The organism is Microvirga sp., assembly GCF_014699075.1.
GTDB lineage: Bacteria > Pseudomonadota > Alphaproteobacteria > Rhizobiales > Beijerinckiaceae > Microvirga.
On the sequence record NZ_JACXAB010000003.1, the window covers coordinates 403,258 to 418,391 of the forward strand.

At 60.6% G+C, this 15,134-nt stretch carries 15 protein-coding genes, 1 tRNA gene and 1 pseudogene; 11 read left to right on the plus strand and 6 right to left on the minus strand.

Going from position 1 to position 15,134, the window contains the following annotated elements; all coding sequences use genetic code 11:
- The first annotated feature begins 106 nt into the window (after nucleotides 1-106).
- From IC232_RS07385 to IC232_RS07410, 6 genes are all read left to right on the plus strand, one after another.
- Complete coding sequence (locus IC232_RS07385) at nucleotides 107-1,585, plus strand: CpaF family protein (protein ID WP_190844276.1); 1,479 nt, start codon at nucleotides 107-109, stop codon at nucleotides 1,583-1,585.
- Between the two features lie 20 nt (nucleotides 1,586-1,605).
- Nucleotides 1,606-2,601 (plus strand): type II secretion system F family protein, encoded by a 996-nt coding sequence (locus IC232_RS07390; RefSeq protein WP_190844277.1) that lies wholly within the window; start codon nucleotides 1,606-1,608, stop codon nucleotides 2,599-2,601.
- Nucleotides 2,602-2,609: 8 nt separating this feature from the next.
- Nucleotides 2,610-3,581 carry a type II secretion system F family protein gene (locus IC232_RS07395; protein ID WP_190844278.1) on the plus strand — a complete coding sequence of 324 codons (972 nt, stop codon included), beginning with the start codon at nucleotides 2,610-2,612 and terminating at the stop codon, nucleotides 3,579-3,581.
- Between the two features lie 11 nt (nucleotides 3,582-3,592).
- Nucleotides 3,593-4,960, plus strand: coding sequence for a TadE/TadG family type IV pilus assembly protein (locus tag IC232_RS07400; RefSeq protein ID WP_190844279.1), 1,368 nt, complete (start codon nucleotides 3,593-3,595; stop codon nucleotides 4,958-4,960).
- 72 nt (nucleotides 4,961-5,032) lie between these two features.
- Nucleotides 5,033-5,566: a TadE/TadG family type IV pilus assembly protein gene (locus IC232_RS07405; RefSeq protein WP_246812096.1), complete on the plus strand. Its 534-nt coding sequence runs from the start codon at nucleotides 5,033-5,035 to the stop codon at nucleotides 5,564-5,566.
- Nucleotides 5,566-5,922 carry a TadE/TadG family type IV pilus assembly protein gene (locus IC232_RS07410; RefSeq protein WP_190844281.1) on the plus strand — a complete coding sequence of 119 codons (357 nt, stop codon included), beginning with the start codon at nucleotides 5,566-5,568 and terminating at the stop codon, nucleotides 5,920-5,922. The genes IC232_RS07405 and IC232_RS07410 overlap by 1 nt, the downstream gene beginning before the upstream one ends.
- Before the next feature lie 79 nt (nucleotides 5,923-6,001).
- Here the strand turns inward: IC232_RS07410 and IC232_RS07415 are convergent, their stop codons facing one another.
- Complete coding sequence (locus IC232_RS07415) at nucleotides 6,002-6,799, minus strand: LuxR C-terminal-related transcriptional regulator (RefSeq protein WP_190844282.1); 798 nt, start codon at nucleotides 6,797-6,799, stop codon at nucleotides 6,002-6,004.
- A 201-nt stretch (nucleotides 6,800-7,000) separates the two neighbouring features.
- Here IC232_RS07415 and IC232_RS07420 point away from each other — a divergent pair.
- Nucleotides 7,001-7,420, plus strand: a pseudogene (locus tag IC232_RS07420) (PACE efflux transporter); the annotation flags it as partial.
- Between the two features lie 253 nt (nucleotides 7,421-7,673).
- Here IC232_RS07420 and IC232_RS07425 read toward each other — a convergent pair.
- From IC232_RS07425 to IC232_RS07435, 3 genes are all read right to left on the minus strand, one after another.
- Nucleotides 7,674-8,051, minus strand: coding sequence for an HNH endonuclease (locus IC232_RS07425; protein WP_190844283.1), 378 nt, complete (start codon nucleotides 8,049-8,051; stop codon nucleotides 7,674-7,676).
- Between the two features lie 7 nt (nucleotides 8,052-8,058).
- Complete coding sequence (locus IC232_RS07430) at nucleotides 8,059-8,340, minus strand: hypothetical protein (RefSeq protein ID WP_190844284.1); 282 nt, start codon at nucleotides 8,338-8,340, stop codon at nucleotides 8,059-8,061.
- 326 nt (nucleotides 8,341-8,666) lie between these two features.
- Nucleotides 8,667-8,742, minus strand: a tRNA-Ile gene (locus IC232_RS07435).
- Between the two features lie 222 nt (nucleotides 8,743-8,964).
- Here IC232_RS07435 and IC232_RS07440 point away from each other — a divergent pair.
- Nucleotides 8,965-9,951: a glutathione S-transferase family protein gene (locus IC232_RS07440; protein ID WP_190844285.1), complete on the plus strand. Its 987-nt coding sequence runs from the start codon at nucleotides 8,965-8,967 to the stop codon at nucleotides 9,949-9,951.
- Here IC232_RS07440 and IC232_RS07445 read toward each other — a convergent pair.
- Nucleotides 9,939-11,159 (minus strand): adenylate/guanylate cyclase domain-containing protein, encoded by a 1,221-nt coding sequence (locus IC232_RS07445; protein ID WP_190844286.1) that lies wholly within the window; start codon nucleotides 11,157-11,159, stop codon nucleotides 9,939-9,941. The two genes, IC232_RS07440 and IC232_RS07445, sit on opposite strands and share 13 nt — an antisense overlap.
- 142 nt (nucleotides 11,160-11,301) lie before the next feature.
- Here IC232_RS07445 and IC232_RS07450 point away from each other — a divergent pair, with 142 nt between their 5' ends.
- The 3 genes from IC232_RS07450 to IC232_RS07460 all read left to right on the plus strand — a co-directional run bounded on the left by IC232_RS07450 (nucleotide 11,302) and on the right by IC232_RS07460 (nucleotide 13,827).
- The gene (locus tag IC232_RS07450; protein ID WP_190844287.1) at nucleotides 11,302-11,922 is read left to right on the plus strand and encodes a TIGR02466 family protein; all 621 of its coding nucleotides are present in this window, start codon (nucleotides 11,302-11,304) and stop codon (nucleotides 11,920-11,922) included.
- 70 nt (nucleotides 11,923-11,992) lie between these two features.
- Complete coding sequence (locus tag IC232_RS07455) at nucleotides 11,993-13,048, plus strand: bifunctional transcriptional activator/DNA repair enzyme AdaA (protein ID WP_190844288.1); 1,056 nt, start codon at nucleotides 11,993-11,995, stop codon at nucleotides 13,046-13,048.
- A 14-nt stretch (nucleotides 13,049-13,062) separates the two neighbouring features.
- Complete coding sequence (locus IC232_RS07460; protein ID WP_190844289.1) at nucleotides 13,063-13,827, plus strand: isocitrate lyase/phosphoenolpyruvate mutase family protein; 765 nt, start codon at nucleotides 13,063-13,065, stop codon at nucleotides 13,825-13,827.
- A 16-nt stretch (nucleotides 13,828-13,843) separates the two neighbouring features.
- Here IC232_RS07460 and IC232_RS07465 read toward each other — a convergent pair whose 3' ends face one another.
- Nucleotides 13,844-15,064, minus strand: coding sequence for an MFS transporter (locus IC232_RS07465; protein WP_190844290.1), 1,221 nt, complete (start codon nucleotides 15,062-15,064; stop codon nucleotides 13,844-13,846).
- Nucleotides 15,065-15,134: the final 70 nt, after the last annotated feature.

The window sequence follows — 15,134 nt, forward strand, 5'->3', positions numbered from 1 at the left end:
CAATCGCAAGGCAAGGATCATCCAAACTCTGGTACTTGTCGCCGAAGCTGAAAGATTTGCAAGTGGCGCAAGTCGCGCATGGATGATCATACATCGAGGAACTGGGATGTTCGGCAAGAGGGGAGCAGACGAGCGGCTAAAGAGCCTGAAGGTCGCTCATGCTACGGCTTGGCCCGATAAACCAGAGAGCGCCTTGGCGGTCATGGCCGATCTGGCGATCGTTAACGTGGACACGAAGGGGCGCTTAACCAGCGCCCCCCCTGCTCAGTCTGCCCCCGCTGGTCAGCCGGCGGCGCGGAAGGACGAGCAGTATTACGCATTGAAAACTCAGGTCTTTGCCGCACTGATCGAAGCGATCGACGTGTCCCAGTTGGCCAAGATGGGTGCTCAGGAGTCTCGCGAGGCGATCGAAGACATCGTCAAGGATATCGTCACGGCCAAGAAGGTCGTGATGTCCATCGCCGAGCAGGACGCACTGCTCCAGGATATCTGCAACGACGTTCTCGGATATGGCCCTCTCGAACCTCTGCTGGCGCGCGACGACATTGCCGACATCATGGTGAATGGCGCCGACACCGTCTATATCGAGGTCGGGGGAAGGGTTCAGAAAACAGACATCCGCTTCCGCGACAACGCGCAGTTGCTCCATCTTTGTCAGAGGATCGTGAGTCAAGTTGGCCGCCGGGTCGATGAATCAAGTCCGATCTGCGACGCACGCTTGGCCGATGGATCCCGCGTCAACGTCATTGCCCCTCCGCTGGCCATCGATGGACCCACACTGACAATCAGAAAATTCAAGAAGGACAAGCTGACGCTCGACCAGCTGGTCAGGTTCGGCACCATTACGCAGGAAGGTGCGGAAGTTCTTCAGATTATCGGGCGTGTACGCTGCAATGTCATCGTATCGGGAGGCACCGGCTCAGGAAAGACGACATTGCTCAACTGCCTGACGCGCTACATCGAGGCGGGGGAAAGAATTGTCACCTGTGAGGACGCAGCCGAACTCCAGTTGCAGCAGCCGCACGTCGTACGACTTGAGACCCGTCCGCCCAACATCGAAGGCGAGGGCCAAGTCACTATGCGCGATCTTGTCAGGAATTGCCTTCGCATGCGGCCAGAACGCATCATTGTGGGCGAGGTCCGTGGCGCCGAAGCTTTCGATCTCCTGCAGGCCATGAACACGGGTCATGACGGCTCCATGGGAACCCTGCATGCGAACTCGCCACGGGAGGCTTTGAGCCGCATGGAATCGATGATCACCATGGGCGGATACTCGCTCCCTTCGAAGACAATTCGGGAAATGATCACCTCCTCCGTCGACGTGATCGTCCAGGCTGCCCGCCTGCGGGATGGCTCGCGCCGCATCACGCACATCACTGAAGTTCTCGGCTTGGAAGGCGACGTGATCATCACCCAGGATCTCTTCGTCTACGACATGATGGGCGAGGATGCACAAGGGAACATCCTGGGCAAGCATCGCTCCACGGGAGTGGGCCGTCCGCGGTTTTGGGATCGTGCCCGGTACTTCGGGGAGGAAAAGCGCCTCGCAGCCGCACTCGATGCAGCAGAGCAGTCTGTCCTTTAGGAGGAATGAGGGAGTGGAGCATGCTGGCACCTGAAACCCTTCCGATGGTCATAGCACTGCTGTCCGCACTCAGCGTCGGCGGGGCTGTTCTGTGCCTCGTGCCATCCCGGCTCATTGGGAAGCCGAACGCTTCGAGGCGCCTTCAGGCCATCACCGCACCCGATGGTTCTGCCGAACGGCGCGTCTATCCCGACGAGAGCAAGCGAAAGCGCATGATCGAGGCGACTCTGCGTGAGCTTGAGGACAAACAGAAGGTCAAGCAGGGAGCCAAACCGACTCTCACCGGGCGAATGCGCCAAGCCGGCTTGAAATGGAGCAGGAATGCCTATTACGGCATCTGTGCGGCCACGGGATTGACAACTCTCGTCGCTCTGCTCGGAGGACTGGGCATAAGCCTGTTTCCAGCCCTCGGGTTCGCAGCCGCGGGCGGCCTTCTGTTGCCGCACGTCTACGTCGATACTCAGCGTAAGTTCCGTCTCAAGAGATTTGCTGCAGAGTTCCCGAATGCGGTGGATGTCATCGTCCGCGGCGTGAAATCCGGCCTGCCTCTCGTCGACTGTCTCAAGATCATCTCTGTCGAGGCGCAGGAGCCTGTGCGCAGCGAGTTCAGGGTGATCCTAGAGGATCAGACTATGGGAATGCCGATGGATCAAGCAGTCCAGCGCCTCCCGGATCGGGTTCCTTTGCCGGAGACGGGTTTCTTCGCAATTGTCATCGCCCTGCAGAGTCGCACAGGCGGCAGCTTGTCGGAAACTCTGACGAACCTCTCGAAGGTTCTGCGGGAACGGAAGAAGATGCAGGCAAAGATCAGAGCGGTCAGCTCCGAGGCGAAATCCTCTGCCGCCATCATCGGCTCTCTCCCGATCGTTGTCGCCGTCCTGCTCTATCTCACGTCGCCGGATTATATCATCCTCTTGTTCACGACTTTCCTGGGAAAGATTGTCCTTGCCGCAAGCGCATTCTGGATGGGAATTGGAATGCTCGTGATGCGCAAGATGATCAACTTCGAGATCTAAGCTTCGCCATGGATATACGCACCTTGATCGGCAACACGGATGTGCTGATCGCCTGTTCCGCAGCCCTCTCGGTCTTTTCAGCTGCCTTGCTGGTGGCTTGGCCCTACATCGCGAAGGATCAGCTCAGCGCTCGGATGGCGCAGGTCAACAGCGAGCGTGAGGGGATCAGGGTGCGAGAGCGAAGCAGGCTCAACAGCCAACTCGGGACGCTCAGGCTCAAGCATGAGCCCAGGAAATTTTTTGCGAGCATTGTCGAGAAATTCAACCTTGCGAAGGAGGCCGAAAGCGGGGAGCTGGTGCGGGTGCTCCGCATGGCCGGTCACCGAGGCTATGGTGCTATCGTGACCTTCCTGGCAGCTCGGATGCTCGCGCCCGTCGCCATGCTCGTCCTAGCGGCCTTCTACATCTTCATTGTTCTTGATCTGCAGCACCCCCTGCTGGTCAAGATCATCCTGGTGCTGGCGGCAGCCTGGCTGGGATACTTTATGCCGCTCCTTTATCTCAAGAACAGGATCACGAAACGCCAGTCCGCGATCCGCAAGGCTTGGCCAGACACCCTCGACCTACTTCTGATCTGTATCGAGTGCGGGATGGGGATAGAAAGCGCCTTCAGAAAAGTCTCGGAAGAAATCGGATCCCAATGCCCGGAGCTTGCCGAGGAAATCAGTCTTACCACTGCCGAACTGTCGTATCTCCAGGATCGCCGCAAAGCCTATGAAAACCTCGGAGAACGCACTGGTCTCGACTGCGTTAAAAGTGTCGTCACGAGTCTGATCCAGTCAGAAAAGTACGGCACTCCCTTGAGCCAGTCGCTGCGTGTACTGGCGCAGGAAAACCGGGACATGCGCATGAGCGAAGCTGAGAAGAAGGCAGCATCGCTTCCGCCAAAGCTCACCGTGCCGATGATCGTATTCTTCCTGCCCGTGCTCTTTGGCGTCATCCTTACGCCTGCGTACATTCAGGTCACGAGCATCAACTAGGAGCGTGAGAGATGAGGTTCAGCCGAGCCGTCGCCGTTCTGCGCTTCAGCCTTCGCCGGGCGGCACTGACCATTGCTGGCACATTCAGAGCCTTCGCTCTCGACATGCGAGGCAATGTGGCGATCGTCACCGCTTTGGCATTCCCGACCTTGCTCGGCGCCGCGGGTCTGGGAATTGAGGTTTCCCATTGGTACCGCGTCCAGCGCGCCTTGCAGAACGCGGCCGATTCCGCGGCCATTGCCGCCGCAACCAATGGGAGCGCCACCTACGCGGCCGAAGGGCTCGCTGTGGCAGCCACATACGGCTTCGTCAATGGCGTGAACGGTACATCCGTCACACTCACGGACAAGGCGCCCTGCCCGGCTGGCGGATCGAACTGCTACGGCGTGACGATCACCCGCTCAGTCCCGCTTATTCTCTCACACCTTGTCGGCTACAGGGGCAACGTGACGGTCGAAATCGTCAAGGATGGCAAGTCCAGCAGCGCACGCCAGACCTCGCTGCAGGCACAATCCCTCGCCCTGAGGATACCCACCCCGCGAGCCTACTGCGTCCTCGCTCTGGGAAACGATGGAGCGAAATTCGACGACATCGTCGTCAACGGTGGATCGAAGTCCAATCTGACCAATTGCGGGATCATGTCCAACAACGATCTGACGTGCAATGGCAGCCATCAGATCGCTGATTATGCTGACTCCAGTTCGGGGGATCCATCGGGCTGCGGCCGGGCACCGAACAGGGGGCCGGTTCCGAGGCTCGGCGACCCATACTCTCACCTTGCCTCCAACATCCCTGCAAACCCATGCGGCAGTTATCCCGGAGAGCAATGGGGCTCAGTCCCGGCGATACCACCCGACGGCGTTTATACTGTCTGCGGAAACCTCAAACTTCTGGCGGATGTTGCCATAGGGTCCCGCCCCGGCGGCACTGTCATCGTCATATACAATGGTCAACTCGACACGGTCGGCCATACGTTTCGGGGAACCGACCTCACCGTCGTCTTTGCCGGGACCAATGGTCCTGGCTATAGCCATATCGTCACCGGCACCAACAAAGGGGGCATCGACATTACTGCGCCAAAGAGCGGCCCCTGGAAAGGGGTGGCGATCTACCAGGCTCCCAATCTCACGACCGGGGTAGATATTACGTCTGCTGGCAATGGCCCGACTTGGAATATCACAGGACTGGTATACCTGCCTCACGCGAGCGTCACTTTCAGCGGTGCGGTCAACAAGTCCAGCAGTGGCAATGCCTGCTTCAGTCTTGTCGTCGACAATCTGACTGTCAACGGGACCGGGATGATCCTGTCCAACGGGTCCGACTGTATCGACGCGGGCCTGGATCTGCCATCGTATCGACGCGGCCGCCTGGTCGGGTAAGGTATTTGCATGCCAAAGCGCAGATTTTCAAATTTCCGGACAATCTGCGCTGCCGAGCAGAACATCTGCGGAATGGGATCCCGTCGCGCTTCTCTCCGGGACTTCGTAGAATGTCACAGGGGTGCGGCTGGGATCGAGTTTGCTCTTGTGGCGAGCACCCTGTGCCTCCTGGTGCTGAACATATTTGATGTTGCAAACTACATCTATACGCGCATGCAAGTGGAAAATGCCGCCCAGATGGGCGCTCAGGCCGCTTGGAAAACGTGCGATCCGACGACGCTTCCAGCAACAAAGCTTTGTGCAGGACTAGGGACTGCCGTTACAGCGGCCGTGCAAAGCACCTCTCTCGGCAACACCGTCTCACTCCAATCCGGTGCTCTTTCCGAGGGTTACTACTGTCTCAATCCCTCCGGCGACCTGCAGCCTGTTGGAACGCTTGATGCCCGCCCTGTCGACTGCTCGGCAACATCCATGCCCAATCTACAGCCGGGAAATTATATCAAGGTCAGCGTCACCTATTCCTACAGGCCGCTGTTTTCGGGCCTCACCGTGGCGCGCTTCCTCGAGACCCCCGTCCAGAGCACCTCTTACATGAGACTGCTCTGATGAAGGCTCCCCTCTTGAAGCGTGTGACGGAGGATGAGAAGGGAGCGACAGCAATCGAATTCGCTCTCGTTGCGCCAGCGCTGCTGAGCTTGATAGTCGCTGTCATCAACGTGTCGCTGCTGGGACTGACATCGGCCAGTCTGCATTACGCAGTTGAAGAAGGGGCGCGGTGCGCTGCGGTCAGGCTGGTTTGCCCTGAGCCGAGAAGTCGCTATTTCGCTCCAGGTCCCGCTCCAGTCTTCACACTAACAAGTACAGTCTGCGGATCCTTGCTGAGCGCCACGGTCACGTTCAATCTCAATGCCGTGCTTATCCAGAAATCCATTCAGCTGTCTGCCAAGGCCTGCTATCCCTGAAGGTACAAAAATGAGGGGTGTCGGACATCGGGTGACCGCCGGAACTCCAGCCTTTGCGTGACGAAGTCCTCATTGGAGGTTAGACAGCGGCATGCCTCGCTTCAATTTCTCCCGTTCGGTGAAACCCGGCGACAGCGGGTCTCACAGCATCCCTGTGCCCCTTGCCTGGCCCCTCGTTAAGAACGCCCCGTGGGCGGTTTGGATAAGGGCGCGCCCCTGCAACGGCTGCCGCAGCCCGGTTGCTGACGCCAAAGTAGCGAAAGATCGCCGCCATGTGAATCTTCACAGTTCCTTCGCCGAGCTTGAGGGCAAGCGCTATTTCTTTGTTAGACTTACCCTGTACGAGAAGGTCGAGTACGTCTCTCTGTCTTGAGGTCAAAAGGTGCATTGAGGCGGTTTGGGGAGCACTTGGCTGAACATGAGCCGGTTCGTCGGCTTGCTCTTTCAATCCGGTCGGCCCAGGGGCGATCTCCGCGAGACATGATGGCACGTAGACCCCGCCTTCAAAAATGGTGCTCAGAGCCTTCACGAGGTCAGCAACGGGGAGGCTTCTCACGATATACCCATGGACGCCCGCCTCCAGGGCGAGGAGAATATCGCGCCGTAACGTCGACGCCGAGATGGCAGCAACACGTGTGTTAGGAAAACACTCTCGTATGGAGCGCAGATTGGTCGGCGTTTGCGCTCCCGGCATCGAGAGGTCCAACAGGGCGATCTCTACTGGTGCATTGTCAGTGAGACGCTCCAGCGCCTCGTCAAGCGACGATGCCTCCAGGACCTCCGAGAAGCCGAAGTGCCGGGTGAGAATTGCAGCTGCAGCAAGACGGAAATATGCGTCCTTGTCAGCAATGAGCCCTACGCGCTTGCCAGTACTCATTGAAATCTGCCCCAAAGGTATGTTGCTAGAGGTACTATGGTGTTCTGCGGTTAATTTCTTGTAAGCACTAAAGGCGAGAAATAGAACTGCACCTGGCTGTGGCTTTTGGGTCCGCGAGGTGCACCAGTCTTCGTGAACTCCTCGGGTGACGCCCGAGGATCCGCGAAGTAGGTAGGTGGCCAATTGACACGCCACAACTGTCTGCGCCGGCACTCACTGTGGGATCGCCTCCGTCACGCCATTAGCTTTGAGCTCGGCGGCCTTGCTCTGGTGTCGCCGCTCGGCGCGTGGGCCTTTGACCTGCTGGTGGCTGACATCACTGTGGTCAGGATTGCTTGTGCGATTATCGCAACGGTGTGGACGTACGCCTATAATTTAGCTTTCGACACTATCCTGCAGCGTCTGAGCGGCGGAACTCAAAAGAGCATCTCCGTTCGCGTCCTGCAGGCTGTCCTGTTTGAAGCCGGACTTCTGGCCATGCTGACGCCCCTCATGGCATGGTATCTGGGTATAAGCCTTCGCCATGCCTTCCTCATGGATGTCGTGTTTGCCCTTTTCTATGTTGTCTATGCGTTCCTGTTCAATTGGGCGTACGACCTGATTTTCAGCGCGTCTGCGTGGCATGAGTCGGTGAACTCAAAAGGCGCTTTCCCAAAGGAATATGCCACATCGGCTCGCAGTCTGGTTGAAAGGAAAGCCGGCCTGAGAAGGCATGATGTCGAGCACCAATCGGCGTGACGGCCCAGACTTGGGGCATTGAAAACTTGCTGGTGCCCTCACCCGATGACACCGCGTAGGACACCCTCCAATCCCCGCCAACATACCGCCTGATGCCAGCAGTCCACCCACGGCAGGATCCGGAGTCCCTCCCGTCTTACTTGCGTGGCACGATCTTGCCGGACAGCGTTCGCTTCCACAGGCTTGCCTTTCCAAACGGCAAGGGTCGCTTGGGCGCGTCCGCCCCAATGTGTCGGATCTTCTGGCGCTTGGCCCGTGCGGCGCGCCGGTGATCCTCTCGGGTCTTTTGAACAGCACAGGCCTGATGGGCCGGTCCTAGATTGGCGAAGTCGTCCGAACCCCCGAGTTCAAGCGCCCGGATATGCTCGACAATCCATCGCTCGCGCACCCCGTCGATCCTTCCGGAACATAGCACACATCGCCCCCCTGTCTTCTCCCACACCTTGAGCCTCCGATGCGGTGTCAACTTCTGCCGCACAGTGGTGCCCACATCGGTGCTGTCGACGAACGGCATCTGCCTGTCACTCGGCACGGTCGCAGGGAGAAGTCGGCTCCCCAAGTTGGTCCGGGCTGACCTCGGAGCCGAGCAGCGCTCTGGCTTGTTGTACGAGACGATCCCATTCACGACACACGCGCTGATAACGAGTGATGAGAAGGACCATCTCGTGCTCGCGTTGCAGATCCGTCGGCACCAGTCGCGCCTGCATACCAAGCGAAGCCACCGTTGGGATCTGGGTACGAACCGATTGGTGTTGAGGAACGACAGGCGCCTTGTGCCGCTGCTTCCGTGATGATCTCGTCATGGCAATCTCCTGCTCATGCATCTTAAACGTTATATCGTTTATAAAGTTCCCTTGGGTAAACCACCTGGGGATCAGGAGAGCGCCTATTAGAGCGTGGACGTGACCGACTAGCACCCGGGAAGGCCCACCAACTATGCATATTGCAGCACCGTATCAAACGACGATGGTGGCAGGCTCTTTCCCGGATTTGGCAGAACGAAGCCAATACTGAGCAGGTGCACACGCGTAGAAAAAGCTCGCTTCTAAGGTCCCTAAGGCTGAACACGTCAGCCATGTCGCTCCACATTTGCTTGATGTTGCGGGAGGACGCCTTGCGGAATAGAGATTGGTGGGCCCGGCAGGACTCGAACCTGCAACCAGACCGTTATGAGCGGCCGGCTCTAACCATTGAGCTACAGGCCCTTCCAAGGAAGGGATGCACCTTCTGGCCAAGAGAAAGCCCCTTGGCCATTCTGGAGCACGATGGGTGCCCTTTCACTGTTCCTGTAATACATCGCATCCCCCGTCAAGCCGGTTCTGCCATGACGGCCCTGTCCTGGCTGTCGCATGGACTGTTGCCAGACCGGCCCTTGATCCGCGCGAAATTCGACCATCTGTTCGGTATCCTGACCGGTGGAGGAAGAGATGGGGCTGCTTGTCGACGGGGTCTGGCAGGACCGGTGGTACGACACCACGAGTACGGGCGGCCGCTTCGTGCGGACGAACGCTGTCTTCCGTCACTGGATCACGGCAGATGGCTCCCCCGGCCCGACCGGCGAAGGTGGGTTCAAGGCCGAGAGCGGGCGCTATCACCTCTATGTGTCGCTAGCCTGCCCCTGGGCGCATCGCACCCTGATTATGCGCCGGCTCAAAGGGCTGGAGGCGATGATCGGCGTCTCCGTCGTGCACTGGCGCATGCTGGACCATGGCTGGACCTTCGAGGACGGTCCCGGCGTCGTCCCGGATCCCATCCATGGCTCCCGCTACCTGCATCAGGTCTACACCGCCGCCAAGCCCGACTATTCGGGGCGCGTGACGGTGCCGGTGCTCTGGGACAAGACGAACGGGACCATCGTCAGCAACGAATCCGCCGAGATCATCCGCATGATGAACGTGGCTTTCGACGGCATCGGGGCAAAGCCCGGCGACTACTATCCCGAGGATTTGCGCCCTGAGATCGACAGCCTCAATGCGCGCATCTACGATCATATCAACAATGGCGTTTACAAAGCCGGTTTCGCGACAACGCAGCCAGCTTATGAGGAGGCCGTGCGCCCGCTCTTCGAGGCGCTCGATGCACTCGACGAGCGCCTGTCCTCACGCCGCTATCTCTGCGGCAGCAGGCTCACCGAGGCCGACATCCGCCTCTTCACCACGCTGGTGCGTTTCGATCCGGTCTATGTCGGCCACTTCAAGTGCAACTTGCGCCGCATCGCAGACTATCCGCATCTCTCCGGCTACCTGCGTGACCTCTACCAGACGGACAGAATCGCCGAGACGGTGAACATGGCTCACATCAAGGGGCACTATTACGAGAGCCACGAAACCATCAACCCCACCGGCATCGTGCCGGCCGGGCCTGTCCTGGATCTCGATGCGCCGCACGGCCGCGAGCGGCTTCAGGGCCGGTAGACCTCAATGGCTTCGGCAAAGCCTTGCACTGCATGGGCGCCAAGCGGTGAAGGATCTCCCCACAGGTGCTCCACGAACGGCTTCGACATGAGCAGCGGCTCACCCAGCCGCTTGTTCAGTTCGGCGATGCGGCTTGCGAGATTCACGTCACGTCCGATCACGGTGAAGTCGAGTCGCTGGCCGGAACCGACATTGCCATAGGCAGCATCGCCATGATGCAGGGCAAAGCCCACGCTGATCGGCACGGGGAAGCGCCCCTCGCTGTTCGCCGCCTCGATACGGCGAAGCGCATTGACGGCGGCTGTGAGCGCCGATTGCGCCGCACCGCCCGTGTCGTCGCCCTTGTCTCGCACGATCGCCAGCACACCATCGCCCAGATATTTCAGCACCTCGCCGCCTTCGTCCTCAATGGGCGGCACGAGGCAGTCGAAATAGGTGTTCAGCAACTCGACGGCGCTCTCGGGACTGAGCGTCGAGGAGATATGCGTGTAGTCGCGCATGTCGGCGAACAGAATGGCCGAGCGGATGCGCGTGACCTGCCCGCGCTGGATCGTCCCGGAGAGGATCGCCTTGTGGGGGTCGTCGCCCACATAGATGCGCAACACCTGGTCGAGGCGATTGCTGGTTGCTCGCAACTCGGTGACGAGCGCGAAGGAGGGCATCACCATGCGCAGGATCGTGAGCGCGCGCTGGCCGAACCCGCCGGGTGTCCGGGTTGCGAATGAGATCGCGTTCTGGGCTCCATTCGTGAACAGGATCGGAACCGTGACGTATTGCCGGTAGCCCGCCTCCTTCAGCTCCGGGATGACCGCAAAGAGATCGTCGGCGGTCTCGTCCAAGTCCAGGATGAGCCATTCGCCCGTGCGGTTCACATAGGCGAAGGGACTTGCCTGGTAGACGGCTTCACGGCGGTCCCCGTGCGGCAGATAGCGCACGACCGTGCCCTCCTCCCGGGTCCAGAACCGGCCAATGCCCGCATATTCCGTATGGAGCGCCTCGATGGCCGAGACGGCCCGGTCGATGGGCAACCCCAGGTCGATCAGGCGGGTGAGGAAACCGGCCAGGACTTCGTTCGCATCCTCCATGCGGGCCGCGATGGTGACGAGCCAGTCCCGCAGGGCGACGACGCGCGACAGGCTCTCCGTGTCGAGGCTCTTGGCCATGGTCAGGAGATCGTCCGAGAGGTCTGTCGAGGGAGGCAGCGTCATAAGGCCAAGGTGTGTTGCCCCCGCCGAACCTTCAAGGCACAGGGAGGTATTCGCTGGAAAAAGCTGATATGCGCCTCGATCGGGCGATCATTTTGCGGGCAATCGTTTTGACACACGGCAGCCCTCGTACTAGAGCCGAACCATGGCAAGTATCGATACGCTTTTCGTCACTAAAGTCTACCGCGCCGAGCTGGCCGGCTCTAAAGCCGAACAGCGTAATGCCGAGCTTGAGGCCGCCTCCCTGTCGATCGCCGAGGACGACGAGGCCGGGCAGCGCTGGTGCGCCAAGCACGGCTATCCGGGCTATACGTCCTATGCGTCCCTCAACGACCTGCCTTGGCGAGTTCCGGTCTTCGGCGATCTCCTGAAGGAGATCGACAAGCATGTGGCGGCCTTTGCCAAGGAGCTGGAATACGACCTCCAGGGCCGCAAGCTCGTCATGGACAGCCTCTGGATCAACATCCTGCCGCCCGGCGGCATCCACACCTCGCACATCCACCCGCATTCGGTGATCAGCGGCACCTATTACGTCACGATCCCGGAGGGAGCGAGCGCCCTCAAGCTCGAGGATCCACGCCTCGGCTTTATGATGGCGGCCCCGCCCCGCAAGGCCAAGGCCAAGCCGGAGAATCGGCAGTTCGCCTACATGAAGCCCGCTCCCGGCACGGTGCTGCTGTGGGAAAGCTGGCTGCGCCATGAGGTGCCGTTGAACGAGGCGGAATCCGAGCGCATCAGCATCAGCTTCAACTATGCCTGGCAATAAGGGCAGCAGTCGAGAAATAGACGCCTCGTTTCCGGCGACACAGGCCCGGCTCCTGCGCTAGAACATCGTCATGCAACTGCTTCGTGACGACGACACTCTCTTTGCCGCCCTGATCGCCCGCGATCCTTCCTATGAAGGCTTCGCCTATGTGGGCGTGAAGACGACCGGCATCTTCTGCCGCCTGACCTGCCCGGCCCGCAAGCCGAAGCGCACGAATGTAATGTTCTTCGCCTGCAGAGACTCGGCCCAGGAGGCGGGCTTTCGTCCGTGCCTGCGCTGCAAGCCGCTCGACATCAAGCCGCCTGCGAGCGAGGCGCTCCAGACGCTCAGAGAGCGGATCAAGGCGGAGCCCGACAGACGGTGGAGCGCGGAAGACCTGAAGGCGCTGGGCTATGATCCCTCGACGGTGCGCCGCGCCTTCCAGCGCGAATACGGCGTCACCTTCGCGCAATATGCCCGGTCGCAGCGGCTGGGGCTTGCGGTCGGCACCTTGCAGCAGGGAGGCTCGGTGATGGATGCGCAGCTCGATGCCGGCTACGAATCCGGCAGCGGCTTTCGCGAGGCCATCAGCCGGCTCATCGGCGATGCGCCGGCACGCATGACGGCGCACCAGATCCTCACGGCGCAATGGCTCGATACCCCCATCGGCGCGATGCTGGCCGTGGTGGACGATGCGGGCGTTCACCTGCTCGAATTCGCCGAGCGCAAAGCGCTTCCCAATGAGATCAAGCGACTGCGCGAGCGTGTCGGGCCGATCCGCTTCGGCCATCACCCGATGCTCGACAGGCTTGCCGGTGAGATAGAGCAATACTTTTCAGGACAGCTGACGGCATTCACCGTGCCTGTCGTCCAGAAGGGCACGGCTTTCGAGGCCAATGTCTGGAATGCTCTGCAGCAAATTCCGGTTGGTCAGACCCGCAGCTACGGCGCACTCGCGCACGCGATGGAGCGCCCCAATGCAGTGCGTGCGGTGGCACGGGCGAACGGCGCCAATCAGGTGGCGATTATCGTCCCGTGTCATCGGGTGATCGGCGCCGACGGATCCATGACCGGCTACGGTGGAAAGATCTGGCGCAAGCAATGGCTGCTGAATCACGAGCAGCGCATGGCAACAGTACAACCATAGACCTGAGGTTAGAGATGCCTGATCAAGTCACGAAGGCGCAGGCGTTCAAGGCGCTGCACGTTCCGGGCGACCCGATCATCCTGTTCAATGTCTGGGATGCAGGCACGGCGAAAGCCGTTGCAGCCAGCGGTGCCAAGGCGCTCGCGACCGGCAGTTGGTCCGTTGCAGCGGCGTATGGCTTCGAGGACGGCGAGCATATGCCCTTCGACCTCGCGATCGCCAATCTGGAGCGCATCATAGCGGCCACCGATCTTCCCGTGACCATCGACCTGGAGAGCGGTTACGGTGCCAATCCCGACGAAGTCGGTGCAAGCGTTGCCCGCGCGGTGCAGTCCGGCGCCATCGGCTGCAATATCGAGGACAGCTCGCGTGAGACCAAGCCTTTGCGCGCCGTCTCCGAACAGGCGGCGCGGCTCAAGGGAGCGCGGCACGCAGCTGACAAATTGGGCATTCCGGCCTTCCTCAATGCGCGTACCGACGTATTTCTCATCGCCCCGGCAGATACGCATGAAGGTCTTGTCACGGAGGCACTCGAACGGGGACGTGCCTATGCCGATGCCGGCGCGGATGGCTTCTTCGTGCCGGGCCTCGTCAATGAGACATTGATCGCGCGCGTGGTTGAAGGATCTCCCCTGCCGGTGAATGTCATGTTCAACGCAGCCATGCCGCCGGCTGCGCGTCTTGCCGAACTCGGCGTCGCCCGCATCAGCCACGGGCCGGGACCATATCGGATGATGATGAAGGCGCTTGAGAACGCTGCGAGGGAAGCCCTGCTCTAGCAGGGCCCACCTCACCTCAACCGCGCGCCTTCTCGATCTTCGGCAGGAAATAAGCGAGCAGCCCGATGGCCGGAAGGAACGAGCACAGCTTGTACACGGTCTCGATGCTCGTCGCGTCCGCGAGATATCCCAGGGCCGCAGCGCCCAAGCCCCCCATGCCGAAGGACAGGCCGAAGAACAGGCCGGCGATCATGCCGACACGGCCGGGCACAAGCTCGGTCGCGTAGACAAGGATCGCCGAAAAGGCGGAAGCGAGCACGACACCGATGATGACGCTCAGCACCGCCGTCCAGAACAGGCCGGCATAGGGCAGCAGGAGCGTGAACGGCAGCACGCCGAGGATCGAGATCCAGATCACGTAGCGCCGGCCGATCCTGTCGCCGACCGGGCCGCCAAGCAGCGTGCCGGCCGCCACCGCACCAAGAAAGATGAACAGGTAGACCTGCGCATCCTGCACCGACAGCTGGAACTTCTCGATCAGGTAGAAGGTGTAGTAGCTGGTGAGGCCGGCCATGTAGAAGTTCTTCGAGAAGACCAGCAGCATCAGGATCGTGATCGACACGGCGATGCGCCCACGCGACACGGGCGAGGTCTTCTGCGCCGCTTTCGGCTTCGCTTTCAGCTCAACCAGCTTGTCCCGATACCAGCGCCCGACCGCAGACAGGATCAGCATCGCGAGCAGCGCCACGGCGGAGAACCACGCAATGCTGCCTTGGCCGAACGGCACCACGATGAAAGCCGCAAGCAGCGGCCCCAGCGCCGTGCCGGCATTGCCGCCGACCTGGAACACCGATTGCGCCAGCCCGTGCCGTCCACCCGAGGCCATGCGGGCAACGCGGGAGGATTCAGGGTGGAAAACCGACGAGCCCATGCCGACGAGCGCAGCCCCCAGAAGCAGCATCGGATAAGAATGGGCCTGCGAGAGCGTCAGCAGGCCGACCAGGGTGAAGCCCATGCCGACCACGAGGGAGAAGGGCTGCGGCCTGCGGTCCGTGAACGTGCCGACCAACGGCTGCAGCAGCGATGCGCTCATCTGGAACGTCAGCGTCAGCAGGCCGATCTGGCCGAAATCGAGGCGGTAATTGTCCTTCAGGATCGGGTAGATCGCCGGAAGCAAGGACTGGATGAGGTCGTTCAGCAGGTGGGACACGCTGATGGCAGCTAGGATGGGCACTGCGACCCTTTCCGCCGAGGTCTGGACGGGTGCGGCGGGCATGACGGGTGATTTGGTGTCCATCGAGGGTTCTTTTGTTATGGCAGCGGGCCCGGAGCTTGCCTCCGGAGGCGTTTCCAATCCTCCTATAGCC

Excerpts from the sequence above, each read along its gene's own strand:
- IC232_RS07415 (WP_190844282.1), bottom strand. The coding sequence starts at position 6,799 with ATGAGTACTGGCAAGCGCGTAGGGCTCATTGCTGACAAGGACGCATAT.
- IC232_RS07395 (WP_190844278.1), top strand. The coding sequence starts at position 2,610 with ATGGATATACGCACCTTGATCGGCAACACGGATGTGCTGATCGCCTGT.
- IC232_RS07430 (WP_190844284.1), bottom strand. The coding sequence starts at position 8,340 with ATGACGAGATCATCACGGAAGCAGCGGCACAAGGCGCCTGTCGTTCCT.
- IC232_RS07460 (WP_190844289.1), top strand. The coding sequence starts at position 13,063 with ATGCCTGATCAAGTCACGAAGGCGCAGGCGTTCAAGGCGCTGCACGTT.
- IC232_RS07455 (WP_190844288.1), top strand. The coding sequence starts at position 11,993 with ATGCAACTGCTTCGTGACGACGACACTCTCTTTGCCGCCCTGATCGCC.
- IC232_RS07405 (WP_246812096.1), top strand. The coding sequence starts at position 5,033 with ATGGGATCCCGTCGCGCTTCTCTCCGGGACTTCGTAGAATGTCACAGG.
- IC232_RS07385 (WP_190844276.1), top strand. The coding sequence starts at position 107 with ATGTTCGGCAAGAGGGGAGCAGACGAGCGGCTAAAGAGCCTGAAGGTC.
- IC232_RS07465 (WP_190844290.1), bottom strand. The coding sequence starts at position 15,064 with ATGGACACCAAATCACCCGTCATGCCCGCCGCACCCGTCCAGACCTCG.
- IC232_RS07410 (WP_190844281.1), top strand. The coding sequence starts at position 5,566 with ATGAAGGCTCCCCTCTTGAAGCGTGTGACGGAGGATGAGAAGGGAGCG.
- IC232_RS07445 (WP_190844286.1), bottom strand. The coding sequence starts at position 11,159 with ATGACGCTGCCTCCCTCGACAGACCTCTCGGACGATCTCCTGACCATG.
- IC232_RS07425 (WP_190844283.1), bottom strand. The coding sequence starts at position 8,051 with ATGCCGTTCGTCGACAGCACCGATGTGGGCACCACTGTGCGGCAGAAG.
- IC232_RS07450 (WP_190844287.1), top strand. The coding sequence starts at position 11,302 with ATGGCAAGTATCGATACGCTTTTCGTCACTAAAGTCTACCGCGCCGAG.
- IC232_RS07400 (WP_190844279.1), top strand. The coding sequence starts at position 3,593 with ATGAGGTTCAGCCGAGCCGTCGCCGTTCTGCGCTTCAGCCTTCGCCGG.
- IC232_RS07390 (WP_190844277.1), top strand. The coding sequence starts at position 1,606 with ATGCTGGCACCTGAAACCCTTCCGATGGTCATAGCACTGCTGTCCGCA.
- IC232_RS07440 (WP_190844285.1), top strand. The coding sequence starts at position 8,965 with ATGGGGCTGCTTGTCGACGGGGTCTGGCAGGACCGGTGGTACGACACC.